We start from the raw sequence: 18,535 nt of genomic DNA, 5'->3' as shown, positions 1-18,535 counted from the left end.
TGAGGCATGAGCGTTGATCTGTCCGGTACCCGATGGTTCAAGAGCAGCCGATCCGCCAATGCGGACGCGTGTGTGGAGATCGCTCACCTCGACGGAGGCGCGGTCGGTGTCCGGGACTCGAAGAACCCGACCGGCTCGGCCCTGATCTTCACGCCAGCCGAATGGGACGCCTTCCTCACCGGCACCACGGGCGGGAAGTTCGACCGCACCTGACGTCGCACATCCCACGTCGATCTAGTTCGGCCGCGCGCTGCGGCCTTCTTCACGGAGAAGGCCGCAGTGGGGTGCAGAATGGGTGGATGTTCGGACAGGGCATGGCGTTGCAGGCCGCGAGCGAGAACTTCGCGCGTGCTCTGCCGATCACGCCGGAATTGGTGACTACTGCCGAAGGCGTCCTCGCCGCGATCGACGCCGAGATCGAGGAGATGCGGGCCCGAGCCGCGCACATCGCCGATATGCCGCAGGACCACGACACGGCGATCGCAGCCGCTTCGGGTTCCGGCGCCGAACTCGCGTTGCGCGCGGAGCGCAGTCGGTGGAAGAAGATCGTCGATGTCCTGCGGGAGGTGCCGCCGCGGCCGATCGATCCGACGGGGTATGCCCACTTCGAGGGTCGCCCAGCACCGGGCGATCGACTCCCGTAGCGGGGGTCCGAGGTCGGGGCCGACCCCGGTATCAGCATCAGAAACGAGCCCCGCATGCCCCCGGCGGTGTGATCCGCGACATGCCGATGGGCGGTTTCGGCCCGTCATCGCGGCAATCCGTTCTTGATGGTCTTCCGCCCGATTCGCGCGACCTGCCGGTCGGCTGACAAGATACGCGCGCAACGCGGTCGAGGTGGGTGCATTCACCAGGTGAGTCGATGATTCCTCCTCGACCCAGGACACGTGGTCGGAAAGGAAACATCGGGATTGACGACGGACGCGCGGGCCGAACTGGAGAGGTTCCTGCTCGGGGACCGGTTCGCCTGTCTGGCGGGTCGCTCCGCCTGGCGGCAGGGCGGGATCACCCACCGTCACTACGAGGTGATGGGCGGCGAGGACTCGGCACGGTTGATGGCATTGGACCTTGCGGAATTCGTGGGCTCGGCCGAGTGGAGCGCACGTAAGTTCACCAGCTTCATCGCGACCTTCGAGCAGCCACGCGGCGTGGACGAACTGCGCTTCGAGGAACTGCTGTGGCAGCACCTGCAACTACTGCACGAGGCCGACGCCGACAAATACGCCTGGGCCGACGGCTACTCTTGCGACCCACAGTCCGGCGAGTTCGGCTACAGCGTGGCGGGCCACCCGTTCTTCGTCATCGGCCTGCACGAGACCCATCGGCGGTTCGGCCGCCGCCCGCCGTTCCCCATGCTGGCGTTCAACTCCCATGAGCAGTTCGGCCGCATCAAAGCGGCGGGTATGTGGGACCGCCTGGCGGAGAAGATCCGCAAACAGGACATCATGCTGCAAGGCGATATCAACCCGAACCTGCTCGAATACGAGCAGCTCTCCGAAGCCCGCCGCTACTCCGGCCGCCCCAAACCCGCCGACTGGCAATGCCCCTTCGCCGCCCGCCCAGCGGCGGAAGAACACGCATTGGTGGGTGTTCCGGGAGCCTGACCAGGTCCCACGTTCGGCCGCGGTGTCACCCGAACTCATCGAAGCGCCCACGACGGCACGGTGATGAGGGTGCCGTCGCAGTCATGTCGGCGCGGACATCAGCGCGCGTGATGGTCGAAGCGTTGCCCTCCGGTGACGCGTAGGAGATCGAGGGCTGTGGTTTCCTGCGTGCCGGGCGCGGCGGAGTAGACCAGGATCGTCTGGTCGTTGTCCGGTTCCAGGAGAACATTGCAGTCGAGGGTGAGCGGGCCGAGTTCGGGATGTGCGACGGTGACCGTGGTGGCCCGGATCGCCCCCGAGCGTCCGGCCCGCCACAGCTCATCGAATCGCGCACCGCCGGAACGCAGCGCGCCGATGAGGTGGGCGAGGTCGAGATCGTCGGGGTAACGGGCCTGCGCGGTGCGCAAGCACCCCACACAGTGAGCGGCCGCCTCCTGCTCCTCCTCGGAGGTCGGCTGCTCGCGGTGCAGGCCGCCGCCGAGAAACCGCTGCCGGATGAGATTTCGTTGCGCAGGCGGTACAGCGGAAAAGTCGCCGAGCAGCGCCGCCGCCAGCGGATTCCACGCCAGCACATCGGATTTGGCCGAAAGCACCACGGCTGGCAGATCGGACATGCGATCCAGCATCTGGAGCACGCTCGGCCGCACGAGCATCGGCACCTGCCCGGCGCGCGGCGGTTCGGAACCGGCGAGCCGGAACACCGTATCGCGGTCGTCATCGCCGAGCCGCAGCGCGCGAGTCAGGGCACCGAGCACCTGCGCGGACGGTTTCGGCCCGCGCCCCTGCTCGAGCCGCACGATGTAGTCGACGCTGAGCCCCGCCAACAGCGCGACCTCTTCACGGCGCAGTCCCGGCACCTGTCGCCGCAGTCCCGACGGCAGTCCGACATCGGCGGGCGTGATGCGTGAACGCGCGGTGCGCACCACGGCAGCCAGCTCAGCTCTGTCCATGCCCAATCGTGGCATCCATGAGGTGGTACCGCCCGTCCCATGCGTGAGCAGTCCTGGTGGCCCCTGGGCGGCGGCACCACACTGAGGGCATGACGACGACAACCGCCCTGGTCACCGGGGCGAACAAAGGGTTGGGCCGCGAAACCGTGCGCCGGTTCGCGAGCCTGGGTTGGCAGGTTTTCCCGCCGACACTCGCGCGTCCGACCTCCGCGAGGTGTTCGAGACCAATGTCTTCGGCGCGGTCCGCATGACCCACGCCTTCCTGCCGCTGTTGCGCGCCGCCGAGCACCCGAGGATCGTCATGGTGTCCAGCGGGATGGGGTCGATCGCCACCATGACCGATCCGAATCTGGTCGGCCTGGTGCCACCCACCCTCGGCTACCCGGCGACGAAAGCCGCGTTGAACATGATCACCACCCAGTACGCCCGCGCCCTCCCGGACATCCGCATCAACGCCGTCGATCCGGGCTACACCGCCACCGACCTCACCGACCACGCCGGATTCCAGACGGTGCGTGCAGGCACCGACGCGATCGTCGAGCTGGCGAGCATCGGCCTCGACGGCCCGACCGGTGGCTTCTTCGACCGCAACGGTTCCACGCGGTGGTGACCGGGCGACGGACGATCGCGGGCGGTGTGGCCCTGCTGCTCGTCGTCGGTGCGATCGGATTCTGGATATCGCAACAGAAGGGAACCGAGCGAATGGAAGGCTCGAGCGGAGTGAACACCGTCCTATCGATCGGCCTGGGCCCCGCAGCCCTCGACTACAGCAGGATCCCCGGCCTGGACCAGGCCACGCTGACCGCGCGCATCGCGGCGGGAGAGGCCGCGCTGCGCGAAGCCGGATTCGACTTCGTGTCCTGCCAGGTACCCGCCGACCCCGACGCGGCCGAGGCGCGGATCCGCGCATGCGCCGCCGAACCATTCGGTGTCGCGATGATCGGCGCCGGAGTGCGCATGGCACCGGAATACACGCTGCTGTTCGAACGACTCGTGAACGTGGTCAACGACATATCGCCCGGCGTGAAATTCTGCTTCAACACCTCACCCGAATCGACCATCGACGCGCTGCGCCGCTGGGTACAGCCGAGCAAATCCTGAAAGATCCAGGCCGGGGACCACTTTCGCTCCGTATACCGCTCACCACGCAACTCGACCCGAGTCGGAAGCCCATCGTGGTCATGCGAGGTGATCGGGTAGCCGTGTGGTGGCGTCGGTGCGGGCGTCGGCGAGTTGTTCGGCGGTGAGCCCGCGAACCTCGCGGAGATCCGCGCCACGCAGATCGGCGTCCTTCAGCGCGCACCCCGTCATATCCGCGCCGGTCAGATCGGCGCCGCGCAGAGTCGCGGCGACGAACCGGGCATCGATCAGCTTCGCGCGGCAGAGGCGGGCGTTCGACAGGTCGGCTCTGTTGAATGTCGTCGCGGTGAGGTCGGCGTCGGTGAGCGTCGCGTCGGTGAGGTCCGCACCGTTCAGATTGCTGCGCGACAAGTCGGCACCGGGCAGACGCATACCGCGCATGTCCGCGTTGGGCACCTGGATTCGGCTCAGATCCAGCGTCGGCTCGTCGGCGGCCACTCGTCGGCGGCGCAACGCGGCAAGCACCGCGGTGACATCGGCCGCAGGTCTTTGCGCCGAATCCGGTCGGTCACTCGTCGCGGAGTGATGTCGAAGGAAATCGGCGTAGGTCTCGACCACGCGAATCTGGTCGGCGGGCGTGTAGTCCATGATCCGCTCCAGCTCGCGGGCGCCACCGGCACGCAGGAAGGAGTCGGCCGAACCCAGCTTGCTGACCGCGGCGCTGTAGCTGTCGGTGTACTGCTTGTCCCGGTCCAGGTAGTGCTTCTTGATGCCGTAGACGGCGACAGCTCCGGCGATGCCGAACCCGATCAGCTGGACGAGCTGCGTGCGGAAACCTTCGGCCTCTTTCACATCACGGGTGAGCCACGCCGGTACCTGGTACACCAACCAGATGATCGCCGCGATCGCGACGACACCGCCGATGATGGCGAATACGCGTTGTGTGCGCGTCAGCGCGGTCGTGCTCATATCTGCTCCCACCCTGATTGGCCTTGTGGCGCTGTCGTGTTCGAAGATGATGGCATGGGGATGGTGTTGGTGCCGTATTCGGCGTGGGGGCATGTGGCACCGATGCTGGCGGTGGCCGGGCAGCTGGTGCGGCGGGGGATACCGGTGCGGATGATCGCCGGAGCCCGCTACCGCCAGGCGATCGAGACGACCGGAGCCGTGGCCGTTGTGCCGCCCGTCGACCACCGGGTGCGCGTACCAGCCGGGCACGGTCCAGCGGATCTGGCCGAACGGGGCATGCTCAGGTGGCAGCGGCGGGCCGCCTGGCGCTCGACCGCGACGACCATGGCGGCGGAATTGCGTTCCACCTCGACCGAGCTGTGTGTTATCGACCCGCACATCCCCTGGGCGCGGGGACTCGCCGAACGTCACGGGGTGCGGGCGGTGCCGATGTGGTCGACGCATGCGCGGCGGGCCGGACAAGGTCCGGTCCTGATCAACACACTGCCCGAACTACAGCCGAACCGGAGTCGTTTCGGCCCGGAAGCGCATTTCGTCGGCCCGCTCCTGAGCACGGTGCCACTCGAACCGAGCACGGTGGATTGGACGAGATTCGGTGACCGGGTACTCGTGGTGTCGCCGGGCACCGTCTTCACGCGGTCGGCGGAGTTCTTCCGCGGAATCGCAGCCGCCTTCGCCGGATCGGAGTGGACGGTCGTGCTCGCGACCGCCCAGATGCCGGTGGCCGAATTGGGTTCCCTACCGGACAACGTGATCGCGCACCGGTGGATCCCGCAGCTCGAGGTCCTGCGCCGCGCGCAGGTGTTCGTGACACATGCGGGCATCAACTCGGTGCACGAGGCGATCCTGGCCGGGGTGCCGATGGTGTGCGCGCCCCGCATCCGAGAACAACGGTTGACCGCAGCGCTCTTGCGGGACCTCGGAATCGGCGCGCCGATGGCATCCGGGCGCAGGCTGCGCGACCAGGTGGACCGGCTGTCGTCGGATATCGTGGTGCACAAGGTTGTGCGGGAACTGCGCGATCGAGCGCTGGCGGCCGCCGGTGCCGAGCGCGCCGCGGATGTCGTGCAGAACGCCCTCCGCGCGAGAGTCGCCGCGCTCGGCTAGGGTCGTTTCGTCATCGGTTGCGAAGGGGAGACCACATGATCGGACGGCGTGCGCTGCCGCGGAAGCCGCTGTGCCTCAACAGAGATGACGAGTTCCGTGAAGTCCGTCGCCTCAGGGATGCCGCCGCAGCGGCCGACGATCCGCTGCTGCTCGCGGTGAGCGGCGGCAACGGTGTCGGGAAGACGACGATCCTGGTCTCGCTGGCATACCAGCACAGCGACGACTACGACGATGTGCTCTTCTACGAATCAGGAACGCCGGACCCGCATACGGCTACCACCGCCGCCGATATCGCCCTGTCGCTGCTCGTGCAGCTCGGCGTCGCCTATCAAGAGATACCGCCCCCTGAGCTGCGGCCGTCGCTGTTGCGATCGATGCTCGCGCGCCGGTCGGTGCTCATCGCCCTCGACGACATCCGGTCCGCCGAACAGGTACTGCCCTTGCTCGGTGATCTCGGTAATGCCGCGGTGATGGTGGCAGGCGAAAGGCACCTCAGGAGACTCGAACTGGCGCGGTTCGAATCGCTGAAGCTTCAGGGGTTCAAAGCCGAACACGGTGTCGACTATCTGACCAGGATCGCCGGGCCGGTGGCCGAGAGCGCCGATCCGTCCGCACTCGACAGACTTGTCCGCCTGGTCGGCCGGGTGCCGCTGCTGCTGGCGGCGGTGGCATCGCGGCTCGCCGACGGCGACGAATCGGTGGAGGAGTACGTCGATCGGCTGGAACGTGCCACACTCGCCGAGGTGTCCGATGAGCTGAGCATCGACGGGGAACCGGTGGCGACAACGGTATGTGAGGCCGGATACGAAGGTCTCGGCCCGATGGCAGCGACAGCGTACCGCTGGCTCAGCTGGTCTCCCAGCGGAAAATTCGATATCGAACTGGCGGCCGCGGTGCTGGAGATTCCGGTCGCGGCGGCGAAGCGGGCGGTACGGGCGTTGGTGGAGCGCTCCCTGCTGCTGGCGCGAAGCGACGAGATCTTCGAATATCCCGAGGTGATGCGCAAACACGCCAACGACAAGTCCGTGCACGTCGACCGAGACCCGGACGCACGGGAGATCGAATCACGCACCGTGCGGCTGCTCGCGACCAGGGCGGCCGCCTTGGCGAAGTCGTTGTCGGACCGCCCGATTCCGGCCACGGCCCCCGCCGCATTCTTCCGCGATACGCCGCGCCGTTACAGCGATGACCGGGGCGCGGAGCAGGCCAGCGCCGAATTCGCCACCGGCTGGACTGTTTTCACCGCCGCCGCACGTCGGGCGACGCAGCTCGGCATGGAGCTGGAAGCGCTCGTGCTGTGGACGGCCTTGTTTCCGTTCGGATATCAGACGTTCCGCACGAGCGTGCTCATCGACGGCTACCGCTCGCTGGTGGACGAAGCGGCACCGGACTGGGAGATCCTCCGGGATACGGCGACCCGGTGGCAGCTATTGCGCGATATCGGGGCGCTGTACGAGAAGCGGGGCGAACCGGTCGAGGGCAGCGAATACATTCACCGCGCCATGGCGCTGGACTATCCGCCCGGCACCCCCAGCATTCTCGAATGGCAGGCGCTCCAATGCGAGGGTCGAGGCCTACGGCTCGACGCACTCGACCTGCTCGAACAGGCGCGGGCCGCGGTGCCGTTGATCGGTGATCAGCAGCAAGAGGCGCGGTCGTCGGCGTTGAACGATATGCATCGTGGCCGGAATCTGGCAGCCCTGGGCCGTCGGGATGATGCCGTCCCCTTCCTCCTCGCCGCTGAGAACTACTTCCAGGCCACACCACGCGATGCGAACAACGCCGCCCGCTGCCGAGTGCTGCTCGGCGATATCGCGGAGCAGCGAGACGACCTCGCCGAAGCCGAATCACGATGGGAGGCCGCCGCGGCGGTCCTGACCCGCTACGGGATGAACCGCACCGCCGCCGACGTCCACGACAAACTCGCGCACCTGACCGAGAGGCAAGGGCGCGCCGAAGACGCGGAACGGCACCGTCGGCGTGCGATGCAGCTGCGAGACGAGCGGTAGGTCGGTCTCCTGAGTCGGTGGGCCGGGCGTGGGCCCACCTTCTCCGCACCCTTCCCAGCCTTGCACCTCCGCACGTTCGACGCCGCATCGTGTCGGCCGCAGAATGAACGCCATGCGTTTCACCACCCCGGTCGTCATCGTGCTGATGGCGGCAGCCCTACTGACCGGATGTTCGTCCCCGCAAGGGCCCGATCAGGCCGAGCCCGACAACCGGTCCCAGACGACCGAGACGGCCACCTTTCCGACGGGGCCCGATCAGACCGAGCGTGACAGCTGGTCCGGGGTGATCGAAACGGCCGTCGAGGCCCTGCCAGGAGTGGTCGAGGCGTCACATACGTTCCAGTACCACCCGTATGGCCCCAACTCGTACTACACGTCCAAGCTCGATGTGCGGCTCGACGACGGTGTCACACCGGCGGAGACGGCGGCTGTCGTGCGTGTCCTGGGTGCACAGCAACTGCCGCCGCACTATCGCGGCGACTCGACCTTGGTGAAGATCCGCCGGATGGCGGACTCCTTTTTCGGGAGCTGGCCGTTCGGGCAGGACGTGGCGGTGGAAGCGGACGCGGCATCCACCTGGACCCGACTGTCGCTGGCCGATACCGGCGCGGAGATCCACTGGACCACCCACGGCGTGCAGGCCGCAGCAGGCGCGGACATCAGTGTCCGAGCCGGCTCGGAAGCCGAACCTCGGCGTGCCACCGCGGCGATGCGCCGAATCATCCAGGACTTCCCGGAACTGGCATCCAACGACTGGACAGTGTCGCCCGTCCATGGGGAGAGCATGTCCGAGCAATATTCGAGACTGGAACCCGCACCGGCCCACTCGAACCGCCGCCCCCGCTTCCCCGCCGACGGCGAACTCGAAGTGTGGGAGTGGTTCCTGACCGATCAACCCATGCCGTTCATCGTCGAGGTGTCGGTATTCGACCCGCCCGCGACAGCAGGCCGCGCACTGGACATCACGGTATTCCCGCCCGTCGGAGAGGAATTCAGCGCTGCGCAGGCGACGCAACTCGCCGACCGGCATCTGCGCCACCTATCCCAGCGCGGCGGTGTGGTCGACTACACGATCGTCATGCGCAACGGCCCTGGTTTCGCTGTTCTCGTCGGCGGCTGCCCGGAATCCGCGCGCGAGGTGGCACCGGAGTCGGAGCCCTTCGCGCGTCAGTACGAACGCTGCTAGTCAGGACACGGGGTGAGCAGCAGCTCGTACTCGATGTCGCCGAGTACGACGGCGATCGCCTCCGAGGCAGGTAGGTCGATACCGGCCTCGATCCATGCGTACAGCGCTGATGCCGACACCGCCGCCGGGCATCCGGTCAGTGTCACCGTGTCGCCGTAGCGGGTTCGTGCCGTACAGGTGTCACCGTCGGCGATCGCCACGATCGTGCACAGCGGGTGGTCGGTGAGCGTCGCCGCCAACCACGCCGCCCGGTCGTCGTCGACGTCTGCGGGGAGCCCGACCAGGACGTCGGCATTCTCGCGCAGTGAACGCAGCGGATAGTCGGTCGCACAACACATGTGTCCACCGATGCCGCCGATACGTCCTGCCAGGGTGCGCTGCGTCTCGGCCGGGCGGCGGACGAGGCGGACCGTGGCGCCGTCGATCGTGGTCGTGACGTAGTCAGCGAATGTTTCAGGCTTCGCCCGGACGGTCGGGGTGGGCAGAATCGACAGGGGCGGTTCACAATCCGGGGGCGGCAGTTCGAGGATCCGATAGAACAACGACCGCAGCAGCTGTAGCGACCGTCCGGGTTCGGAGGTCACCAGGGCCGACACCGCCGCGAACCTCTCCGTGGTGTGTTCGGTGCGGGCCGCTTCGATATGACGCAGATACGGGCCGTGTGGTGGCAGTCGCGGGGCCGATCTCTGCAATTCGGAAATCGGTGTTCCGTCGGGGATAGCGGGAAATTCGGTGATCATCGTGGGGCGGTTGATTGCGGCAGCGTACCCGGTTACCGAACCGCTGTCGCCGATGACGACGTCTGCCGCGATCATGGCTGTGCGCCAGCCGTCTATTTCGGGCAGGATTATCAATCCTGAGCGCAGGCAGTCGGCGTACCACAGTCGGACTTGTCCCGGTCCGTGCCGATGGGAGATATTCGGATGCAGCGCGATCGCTACGGCATAAGAATCGCGGGGAAGTTCGGCGAGCAGTTCACGGACGAGGCCGAAGCGGGTGCCGAGCGCGGAGTTCTCCGACCAAGTCGAGGAGACGTACACCAGCGTCCGGTCACCGATTCCCAGGGCACGTCGATATCGGGCCCGGAACTGCACACTCGCGACGATCCTGTCGAAGCAGGGATCACCCGCGATGAATGCCGCCGACGCGGCAGCGGGCGCGCTGGCCCGGAGTCGGTCGAGTTGGCTGGTGTGGGACAAGACAAGTGCGCGTGCGAAGGGCGCTCCGTCACGCAACACCCACTCGGGTGAAAGACCGAAAACGCTCCTGGCTCCTGGCTCCTGGCTCCTGGCTCCTGGCTCCTGGCTCCTGGCTCCTGGCTCCTGGCTCCTGGCTCCTGGCTCCTGGGGTGAGTATTTAGTATATCCGATTCCGTGTGAAAGTATTGCGAGCGGTGACGTTATTTTCTCGATGCCGTCGTGATGGCTCGCGGATATGACCAGATCGAAATCGGTGTCGATCGCCTCATGCCATGGAATGTGGATGACTTCGGTGTGCAGAATTGCGCGGTCGAGGTCTTCTCGAAACGGATCGGATTCGGTGCATGTGAAGCACAGCTGAATTCGTACATCGTTCTCGAATGCCGGAATGACGTCGAGAATTCTGGTGAGTGTGGTGATGTTGTGTGCGATCAGGAGCACCGCATGAGTGGTCGGCAGCGTGGACCATCGCTTGCTCGCGCCGTGGAGCGGCACCACGGGGTGTTGCACGGTCGTCACGTGGCGCTCGATCCTCCTGGCTTGCCCGGCTGTCCTACGTTAGCCGATGCTCCGCCGCCCGGACCGGTCGTCGACCCGGATTTCACCTGTAATGGATGAAGCGCGGTGCCATCCGAGCGGGTTCGGTGGCGGTGAGAGCCGAGGTGAGGAGGTGTGGCCGTGACGGTCGATCAGCTGGCGTCGTGGGCCGAGGGCGGTGCGCGTGCCGCGATCAGGGAGTTCGTGGCACGCGTATGCGATCCGGGCAGCCCGGATCACGTGGAACCGGTGGCGCGGATCGCGGTGTTCGACAACGACGGCACCCTGTGGTGTGAGCGGCCCATGCAACCGCAGCTGGATTTCACCGTGCGGCGGCTGGCGGAGATGGCGCGCGACGATCCGTCGTTGCGCTCGCAGCAACCGTGGCTGGCCGCCTACGCGGGTGATCTGGAGTGGATGAACCAGGCTCTGATCGAGCACTATCGCGGCGACGACACGAATCTGACGGTGCTGATCGACGGTATGAGCCGGGCGTTCGGCGATCTGACGGTGGAGGACTATCAGCGGCGGGTCGAGGACTTCTTCGACACCGCCGACCACCCCAGCCTGCCGCGTCCCTACCGCGACTGCGGCTACACCCCGATGGCGGAGCTGATGGGATATCTCACCGCGCACGGGTTCACCAATTACATCGCCTCGGGCGGCGACCGCGATTTCATGCGCCCGGTCGCCGACACCCTCTACGGTGTGCCGCCGGAGCGGGTCATCGGTAGTGCGCTCGGCCTGACCTACCGCGCCGAACAGGGGACCTCGCAGCTGCTCTATCAACCGGCGATGGACTACTTCGACGACGGCCCGCAGAAGCCGATCCGCATCTGGAGCAGGATCGGGCGGCGGCCCATCCTGTCGGTGGGCAACTCCAACGGCGACGTGCCGATGCTGGCGTTCTCCGAGATCCCGGACCGGCCCGCTCTGCGGATACTGATCCAGCACGACGACGCCGAGCGGGAATTCGACTACGTCCACGGTGCGGAGCAGGCCCTCGACCACGCACACCGGCAGGGCTGGACCGTCGTCAGCATCCGCGACGATTGGCACACCGTCTTCGGCACAGGCAACGATGCGACAACGACGGCGACGCAGTGAGCACAGCGGATACCCGGCGCCCGCGCGAACGTGCCGTTTCCGCGTGATCCCCTGCGCGACACCGGGAATCACGCGGCCATGGCCTATTCGCGGGCCAGCATGGCTTCGGCTTCCCGCTCGAGGTCGATATACGGTTCGCCGCTGACATCGATCACGACCTTGTGCAGGGTGCCGCCCGAGAACGCCCACGGCGCCTGTCCGGGATAACGGTCGGTCACCGGATCGCAGCCGTCACGACCGGCGTTGAGCCCTTCACCGGCGAGGGTGAATTTGCCGGGCTGGGTCTTGATCCGCGCCTCGCCGACCTTCCGGTCACCGTGGTAGAGGCTCAGAATGCCGGTGGCGACACCGGGGGACACCTCACCGTCCTTGTCGAACGACGCCGCGAGGATCAGATCCGTACCGGTGGGCAGGTCCTCGGTAGCCGCGACATGCTGACGGTCGGTGCCGAGGAAGTTGTACACGTAGTGCAGGCGGTTATCGCGCAGGAACAGTGCGTGCCCACCGAAACGTCCGCCGTGGGAGAACAGCACCCCCGACGCACCCGGCGCGGGCAGATCGACATGGGCGCCGATGGCGTAGGACCGATTGCGGATATTGACCGCGACGCCTTCGGGTACTTCGGCGCCACCGGGGTGGTAGACGTAGCGGTTGCGTGGGGCGGTGGGTTGGGGTCGTGGCGTGGACAGGATCTCCAGCGCGGAGCGGTCGTCGAGCGGGTAGGCGTGGTTGGCTCCGGCCTCGTAATGCCAGAGCCCGATCAGCTCGGTGAGCCGCTGCGGTTGCTCGGCGGCGAGATCGTGGAGTTCGGAGCGGTCGACATCGGTGTGGTACAGCTCCCAGGTGTCGCCGGAGTAGCCGCCCCAACCGCTGATGGCGGGATGGGTGGTGACCGCCTTCCACCCGTTGTGCCATATCCCGCGGGTACCGAGCATCGAATAGAACTGGCAGGGTTTGGCCGAAGGTAGATCGGGCGCATCGAAGCTGTAACGCATGCTGGTGCCCTGCAACGGGATCTGCGGATTGCCCTTCACGGTATCGGGCAGCTCGAGGCCGAGACAATCGAGGACGGTCGCCACGATATCGACGGCATGGTGATACTGGTCGCGGACCTCGCCGCGCGCGGTGATGCCCTCGGGCCAGGAGATGATGCACGGATCGCAGGTGCCGCCGTTGAACGAATACCGCTTCCACATCTTGAACGGGGTATTGAAGGCCATGGCCCAGCCGTTCGGATAGTGGTTGTAGGTTTCCAGACCACCGAGTTCATCGATCATGGCGAGGTTCTCGGCGATATCGTCGGCGACATTGTTGAAGAATTTGTTCTCGTTGACCGATCCGTTGGGCCCGCCCTCACCGCTGGCGCCGTTATCGGAGACCACCACGAAAATCGTGTTGTCGAGCTGGTCGGTACCATCCAGATAGTCGAGCAGGCGCCCGATCTGCTGATCGCAGTGAGAAACGAATCCGGCGTACACCTCGGCCATACGCGCGAACAACCGGCGCTCCCCGTCGTCGAGTTCGGCCCAGGGCCGGGTGTAATCGAGCGGCGGGAACGGCTGACCCTCGGGACCGCTGCGGGTATCGGGGCCGCCGATCGGATTGATCGGCGGCAGTTCGGTGTCGGCCGGGACGAGTCCGAGTTCCTTCTGCCTGGCCAGGATCTGTTCGCGCATCGCCTCATAGCCGTCGTCGAAACGTCCGCGGTAGCGGTCGATCCATTCCCTCGGCGCCTGATGGGGTGCGTGCGCGCAGCCGGGGGCGTAGTAGAGGAACACCGGGCGTTCGGGCGCGATGGCCTTGACGTCATCGATATAGGCGATGGCCTTGTCGGTGATGTCCTCACTGAAGTGGTAGCCGTCTTCCGGTGAGCGTGGCTGCTCCACCGGGTGATTGTCGTGGACCAGATCGGGATACCACTGGCTGGTCTCGGCGCCGAGGAATCCGTAGAACCGTTCGAACCCGCGGCCGAGCGGCCAATTGCGGCGGGTGGCGGCGAGATTGGATTCGTCCTCCGGACACAGATGCCATTTGCCGACCATTGCCGTGGAGAATCCGTGCTCGACCAAGATTTCGGGGAGCGTGGCGCATTCGGCGGGAATACGGCCGTTGGCGTTCGGAAAACCGACTGCGGCCTCACTGATGCAGGCCATACCGTTGGTGGTGTGGTTGCGGCCGGTCAGCAGCGCCGAGCGGGTGGGGGAGCACAGCGCGGTGGTGTGCCATTGGCTGTAACGCAGACCCCGGTCGGCGATGCGGTCGATATTGGGCGTCTCGATCGGGCCGCCGTAACAACTGATCGCGCCGAAACCGACATCATCGAGCACGACATAGACCACATTCGGCGCACCGTCGGGAGCTTTCGGCGCCTCATAGGGCGACCAATCCGGGACCGAATCGCGAATATCTTCGTTGATCACACCACGGAACGTTCCAGCCACGGTTGCCCGCCTTTCGCTGCATCGTCTCTCTCACCCACCGAGGGGTGCGGGACCTGATCAACTCATGCTAGGCAGACATCGGGGGAGTCGGTGCGAAACACGATGGTGTCGGACACCGAATCGAGACCCGACCCGTGGTTCCCGCAGGACGTGGCGGCGCGGCGAACCGATATCACCGGATCACGCAGCGGAACCCGAGGTGGCAGGTGGAGGTGTCCTCCGACTGCCGCTGACGTGCTGCCGGGCGGTAGCGGAAGCAGTAGTTCGGGGCGCACAGATGCGATCCGCCCTTGGTGACCCGATACCGCATCGCGGCGGTATCGTGCGGCGGCGTCTGCGGCGCACAGCACGACCGCACGGGCGCGTCGTGGCTGTCGCGGTAGTGGTCGGCGGTCCACTCCCAGACATTGCCGACCATGTCGTAGAGGCCGTACCCGTTGGGCGGATAGGACCGCACCGGAGTCGTTCCCGGCGACTGCTCGTGCTTGCGGCCCGCCTCGTATTCCCACGGGAATCGGCCGTGCCAGGTATTGGCCATCCTGCGATGGTTCGGCATGAACTCGTCACCCCAGGGGAACACCGCACCCTCGAGGCCGCCGCGTGCGGCGAATTCCCACTCCGCTTCGGTCGGCAGCGATTTGCCCGACCAGTCGGCGTAGGAGAGGGCATCGGCGTAGGAGACATGGGTGACCGGATGATGCTGCCTGCCGTCGAGCGTGCTCGCCGGCCCGGTGGGTCTGCGCCACTGCGCGTCGGGAACATAGGCCCACCACCGACGCCAGTCGTCGAGATCCACCGGCCAGGACGTCATCGTGAACACCAGCGAGCCCGGTACGAGCGTCGCCGGATCGGCGCCAGGGAAATCGTCGGCGACCGGTACCTGCTCGGCGGTGGTGAGGTGACCGGTGTCCTTCACGAAACGACGGAACTCGGCCACCGTGACCGGATGCTCATCCATCCAGAACCCACCCACCTGCTTCTGCCGTACCGGACGTTCCTCCGGATAGAAGTCCTGCGAACCCATCGCGAACCTGCCACCGGGTATCCACACCATGCCTGGTGGGCGAACAGATCGTGCCGCCGTGTCGGTCATGATTCGACGGTGCACCACCGGGCGCCCGAGTGCCACCGAAGACACGCGACAACCGGGTCGTCTCGTCCGGATCGATATTCGACGCGTTCGCCGCACCCGTACCAGGACTTCGCTGGGACCGGCGCCCGTCGCGCGGGGCGAGGAGCCGCGCCGTTTGGGTGACCATCGGCCCTCATCGAGGAACCCAAAGCCCATACGCTGCGGGTTGCGCGGGGGCAACACTGGGTGCATGACCGATACCAACGCCGATGTGACATCCACAGCGCCCGATCTGGCGACGGTTCGGCACGCGCTGGAACAGGCCGGGCGCGCACCGTCGATCCACAACACCCAGCCGTGGCGCTGGGAGTTCGACGGCACCCGATTGCGGCTCTACCGCGATAACGACCGGCTCCTGGCATCTGCCGATCCGAGCGGCCGTCAGCTGGTGATCAGCTGCGGCACCATGCTGCACCACCTGCGCACCGTCCTGGCGGCGGGTGGCTGGCATACCGATATCGAGCGTGTCCCGGATATCGCTCGTCCCGATCTACTGGCCCGGCTGACCTTCCGCCGGTGGCCCGACCCGCCGCCCGGCGTGGTGGCGCGCGCTGCGGCGATCGAGCATCGCCGCACGGATCGGCTGCCGTTGGCGGCGCCCGCAGACTGGGACGAGGTGGTGCGGGCGGCGCGGATGCTGGCGAGCCCGCACGATGTCGACCTGGACGTGCTCGACGACAGCGCGCGGGCCATGCTCGCCGACGCCTCGAAGGAGGCGACCGCCAAGCGTCGATACGATATGGACTATCAGGCGGAATTGCACTGGTGGACAGGGCATTCGCCGACGCGGGAGGGGATTCCGAGCACGGCGCTGCCGTCCGGTGCGGAGGCGGCGCAGGTGCCGATCGCGCGCACCTTTCCCTCGGCCCGGCACGCCGAGCGGCGCGCCGACGTCGAGGATCGCGCTGGGCTACTGGTGCTCAGCTCATCGGGCAACGGCCTGGTGGACTGGTTGCGCACCGGTGAGGCGCTGTCGGCGGTACTGCTGGAATGCACGCGGGCCGGTCTCGCGACCTGCGCCCTGACCCATATCACCGAACTGGTGAACGCCAGGAAAGCGCTCGAGGGGCGCATCACCGGTGGTGGGGTGCCGCAGGTCCTGATCAGGGTTGGTGCCGCCCCATCCGATCCCGCGCCCGCACCTGCTACGCCGCGACGCGAAGTGGAGGAGTTCCTGACGGTCGTGGACGCGCCGTCGACCTAGGTTCGGCGCGTAGAGGTCACTTCGGCGGCAACACTGTAGTCAGGTTGCGGCATCGGTCACTCGGGCGACGCTGTGGGTGCCGGGCGAAGGGCTGTTCGGCTGGTAACGACACCTCACTGCCGAGCCGTCTGTTCGACCTCGGCGTCGTCGCTGCCCGGCGGTTCCTGCGCCGGAGATCTCCGCATGGCGGGCCATGAGCCTTCGGTGCCCGAGGTGGCTTGCGCGGCATGCAATGTGTCGGTCTTGCTGTATCGGCCGCTCGGAGATGTCGGCGCGCGAAGGTCGGGTGGCCGGTCGGCGTCGGTGTTGGACCAGCGGCGGGCGGCGCGGCGGATCGAGGTCGGGTCGGCGTAGCCGAGCAGCTGGGCTTGGCGGTCGCGGGTCAGCCGGTGCGTGGCGTGTTCGGCCAGGCGGGTGGCTCGGGCGCGGTCGAGTTCGATCCGCCAGGTGGTGCCCGCGTCGCGGAGTCGTCGTTGCAGGGTGCGCGGACTCGTCATCAAACGCCGGGCGACCAGTTCCAGCGACAACTCGCCGGTGTCGAGCGCGTCCGCCAGGGCCGAGGCGACCTGATCGATCCAGGTGGTCGCCGGTTGCGGCGGTGGTGGCAGCGATTCGGCCAGGGGACGAAGCACGGTGGCGAGGGCCGGATCGCTCGTCGTCAACGGGTGGTGGGCGTCCGCCGCGCGGAACGTGATCGAATCCATGGGCGCATCGAATTCTATTGCCGCGCCGCCGAAGACATCGGTGTAGGCGTCGATGCGTCGCGGGGCGGCCTGTCGGAAGGTGACCAGCGTCGGGTCCAGCGGAATATCCAATACTTGGCGGCCTCTGGTGAGAGCGCCGGTCAGTGCCCACAACTGATTGTGGTCGCGGCCGCGCCCATCGCCTTCGATCAAATCGAGGCACAAGGTGACATCGCCGTTTTCGCCGGTGACGACCTCGCAATGCAAATTGGTCGTTGCGGCGGTGATATAGCGCTCGGAGGTCGCCAACGCCGCACCGAGGGTGGGGGAGCTGGAGAACAAATAGTCGTAGAGGCCGAGGGTGGTGAGGCGGAAACGCTGCGCCAAGGTGATCGCGATATCCGGTTCGCCGAGTTCGTATTCGGCGATTTCCCACAGTCGGCCGAGGATCTTGCTCGGAACGTGCCCGTCGTCGTTCGTCAGCGCCCACGAGGGGAGTCCGATATCGCGGATCAATTGGTTGCTGTCGATCCCCGCAGCACTGAGTTCGCCGATGATGAATCGATGAATCGACACCTTATCGGTGGGCATGCCGCTCCCTTCGGCGACCAGCAATGCGTGGTCGAAAATGATATCCGGTCATAAGGAATATTCGTTACCGATGCGGTGCGGCTGCGCCCGAAGCAACCACACCAGGAATGAGCCGGTGACCGCCGCCATCGCGACGGCCATGAACAAGGCCCCGGCACAGGCGATCGCGAGGACCACCCAACCGGATTGTCCGGGCTGCCACAGCGGCGAAGTGATGGCGGTGAAGACCAGGAGCCCGACGGCCCAACCCGCCGCCGTGGCGCCGATCCAGCCGCCCGCATCCACGACATGGTCTCGAAGCACGAACCATTGCGATACGCCGAGCGAGAACACGATCACCAGCGCTCCGGCGGTGAGCATCGGCACCGCCGCCGCGGTCGGCCACCGCTGGAACCCCTCCGCCAGGATCATGGTGACGGCGACCGTCCACGCGACGGTTGCTCCGATGGCCGTCGCGAGAACCCATCGGCCCCGGTCGAGTCGCGGCACCGCCGTGCACAGGACACTGCTCTGGAACCAGCCGAGCACCGCACCTTCCACCATGCCCGCCAGCGCGAGTGCCGCCGCGGCGACCGGGTCATCGATCGGACCCGCGGTGACAGCGGTCAGCGCGGGAGCGGCGAAACCCACCACTTCGCCCGCGGTGACGGTGACCAACCAGCGCCGCCACATTCGCCCGCTGCCGATATCTGCCATGTCTGCGATGCTTCCTCGCCGATCGCGGTGCCAACAGAAC

At 66.8% G+C, this 18,535-nt stretch carries 17 protein-coding genes; 10 read left to right on the top strand and 7 right to left on the bottom strand.

From position 1 onward, the window contains the following. Positions 1-6: 6 nt before the first annotated feature. From QH168_RS18915 to gntA, 3 genes are all read left to right on the top strand, one after another. On the top strand, positions 7-213 hold the full coding sequence (locus QH168_RS18915; protein ID WP_280236036.1) for a DUF397 domain-containing protein: 207 nt from the start codon (positions 7-9) through the stop codon (positions 211-213). 86 nt (positions 214-299) lie between these two features. Continuing rightward, positions 300-644 (top strand): hypothetical protein, encoded by a 345-nt coding sequence (locus QH168_RS18910; protein ID WP_280236034.1) that lies wholly within the window; start codon positions 300-302, stop codon positions 642-644. A 267-nt stretch (positions 645-911) separates the two neighbouring features. Then, positions 912-1,604, top strand: coding sequence for a guanitoxin biosynthesis heme-dependent pre-guanitoxin N-hydroxylase GntA (gene gntA, locus QH168_RS18905; protein ID WP_280236033.1), 693 nt, complete (start codon positions 912-914; stop codon positions 1,602-1,604). A 98-nt stretch (positions 1,605-1,702) separates the two neighbouring features. Here gntA and QH168_RS18900 read toward each other — a convergent pair whose 3' ends face one another. Further along, a complete protein-coding gene (locus QH168_RS18900) occupies positions 1,703-2,554 on the bottom strand; it encodes a helix-turn-helix transcriptional regulator (protein ID WP_280236032.1) in 852 nt (283 codons plus the stop codon). A gap of 214 nt (positions 2,555-2,768) precedes the next feature. Between QH168_RS18900 and QH168_RS18895 the strand changes: the two genes are divergently transcribed. Continuing rightward, on the top strand, positions 2,769-3,164 hold the full coding sequence (locus QH168_RS18895) for an SDR family NAD(P)-dependent oxidoreductase (protein ID WP_280236031.1): 396 nt from the start codon (positions 2,769-2,771) through the stop codon (positions 3,162-3,164). Next, complete coding sequence (locus tag QH168_RS18890; protein ID WP_280236030.1) at positions 3,161-3,655, top strand: hypothetical protein; 495 nt, start codon at positions 3,161-3,163, stop codon at positions 3,653-3,655. Before QH168_RS18895 ends, QH168_RS18890 begins: the two co-directional genes overlap by 4 nt. 78 nt (positions 3,656-3,733) lie before the next feature. On the opposite strand, the gene QH168_RS18885 is transcribed toward QH168_RS18890, so the two are convergent. Beyond that, complete coding sequence (locus QH168_RS18885; RefSeq protein ID WP_280236029.1) at positions 3,734-4,603, bottom strand: pentapeptide repeat-containing protein; 870 nt, start codon at positions 4,601-4,603, stop codon at positions 3,734-3,736. A 54-nt stretch (positions 4,604-4,657) separates the two neighbouring features. Between QH168_RS18885 and QH168_RS18880 the strand changes: the two genes are divergently transcribed. The 3 genes from QH168_RS18880 to QH168_RS18870 all read left to right on the top strand — a co-directional run bounded on the left by QH168_RS18880 (position 4,658) and on the right by QH168_RS18870 (position 8,905). Beyond that, positions 4,658-5,710, top strand: a complete 1,053-nt coding sequence (locus tag QH168_RS18880; protein WP_280236028.1) for a glycosyltransferase — start codon at positions 4,658-4,660, stop codon at positions 5,708-5,710. A gap of 35 nt (positions 5,711-5,745) precedes the next feature. Then, positions 5,746-7,719, top strand: coding sequence for a hypothetical protein (locus QH168_RS18875; protein WP_280236027.1), 1,974 nt, complete (start codon positions 5,746-5,748; stop codon positions 7,717-7,719). Between the two features lie 112 nt (positions 7,720-7,831). Then, positions 7,832-8,905: a hypothetical protein gene (locus QH168_RS18870; protein ID WP_280236026.1), complete on the top strand. Its 1,074-nt coding sequence runs from the start codon at positions 7,832-7,834 to the stop codon at positions 8,903-8,905. On the opposite strand, the gene QH168_RS18865 is transcribed toward QH168_RS18870, so the two are convergent. Further along, positions 8,902-10,104 carry a hypothetical protein gene (locus QH168_RS18865; RefSeq protein WP_280236025.1) on the bottom strand — a complete coding sequence of 401 codons (1,203 nt, stop codon included), beginning with the start codon at positions 10,102-10,104 and terminating at the stop codon, positions 8,902-8,904. The two genes, QH168_RS18870 and QH168_RS18865, sit on opposite strands and share 4 nt — an antisense overlap. 678 nt (positions 10,105-10,782) lie before the next feature. Between QH168_RS18865 and QH168_RS18860 the strand changes: the two genes are divergently transcribed. Further along, positions 10,783-11,748: an HAD family hydrolase gene (locus QH168_RS18860; RefSeq protein WP_280236024.1), complete on the top strand. Its 966-nt coding sequence runs from the start codon at positions 10,783-10,785 to the stop codon at positions 11,746-11,748. 83 nt (positions 11,749-11,831) lie between these two features. Here the strand turns inward: QH168_RS18860 and QH168_RS18855 are convergent, their stop codons facing one another. Both QH168_RS18855 and QH168_RS18850 read right to left on the bottom strand, forming a co-directional pair. Then, positions 11,832-14,189 carry an arylsulfatase gene (locus QH168_RS18855; RefSeq protein ID WP_280236023.1) on the bottom strand — a complete coding sequence of 786 codons (2,358 nt, stop codon included), beginning with the start codon at positions 14,187-14,189 and terminating at the stop codon, positions 11,832-11,834. A gap of 172 nt (positions 14,190-14,361) precedes the next feature. Continuing rightward, the gene (locus QH168_RS18850) at positions 14,362-15,282 is read right to left on the bottom strand and encodes a formylglycine-generating enzyme family protein (protein ID WP_280236022.1); all 921 of its coding nucleotides are present in this window, start codon (positions 15,280-15,282) and stop codon (positions 14,362-14,364) included. Positions 15,283-15,511: 229 nt separating this feature from the next. Between QH168_RS18850 and QH168_RS18845 the strand changes: the two genes are divergently transcribed. After that, positions 15,512-16,525, top strand: a complete 1,014-nt coding sequence (locus QH168_RS18845) for an Acg family FMN-binding oxidoreductase (RefSeq protein ID WP_280236021.1) — start codon at positions 15,512-15,514, stop codon at positions 16,523-16,525. A gap of 113 nt (positions 16,526-16,638) precedes the next feature. Here the strand turns inward: QH168_RS18845 and QH168_RS18840 are convergent, their stop codons facing one another. Then, positions 16,639-17,799, bottom strand: coding sequence for an AraC family transcriptional regulator (locus QH168_RS18840; protein WP_280236019.1), 1,161 nt, complete (start codon positions 17,797-17,799; stop codon positions 16,639-16,641). 48 nt (positions 17,800-17,847) lie between these two features. Beyond that, positions 17,848-18,495, bottom strand: a complete 648-nt coding sequence (locus QH168_RS18835) for a hypothetical protein (RefSeq protein ID WP_280236018.1) — start codon at positions 18,493-18,495, stop codon at positions 17,848-17,850. Between the last annotated feature and the right edge of the window lie 40 nt (positions 18,496-18,535).

The sequence above is a fragment of the Nocardia cyriacigeorgica genome, from assembly GCF_029868385.1.
In the GTDB taxonomy this organism is placed as follows: Bacteria; Actinomycetota; Actinomycetes; order Mycobacteriales; family Mycobacteriaceae; genus Nocardia; species Nocardia cyriacigeorgica_F.
The sequence above is the reverse complement of the archived record's forward strand: the minus strand, read 5'-3'. Positions and strand labels throughout refer to the sequence as shown.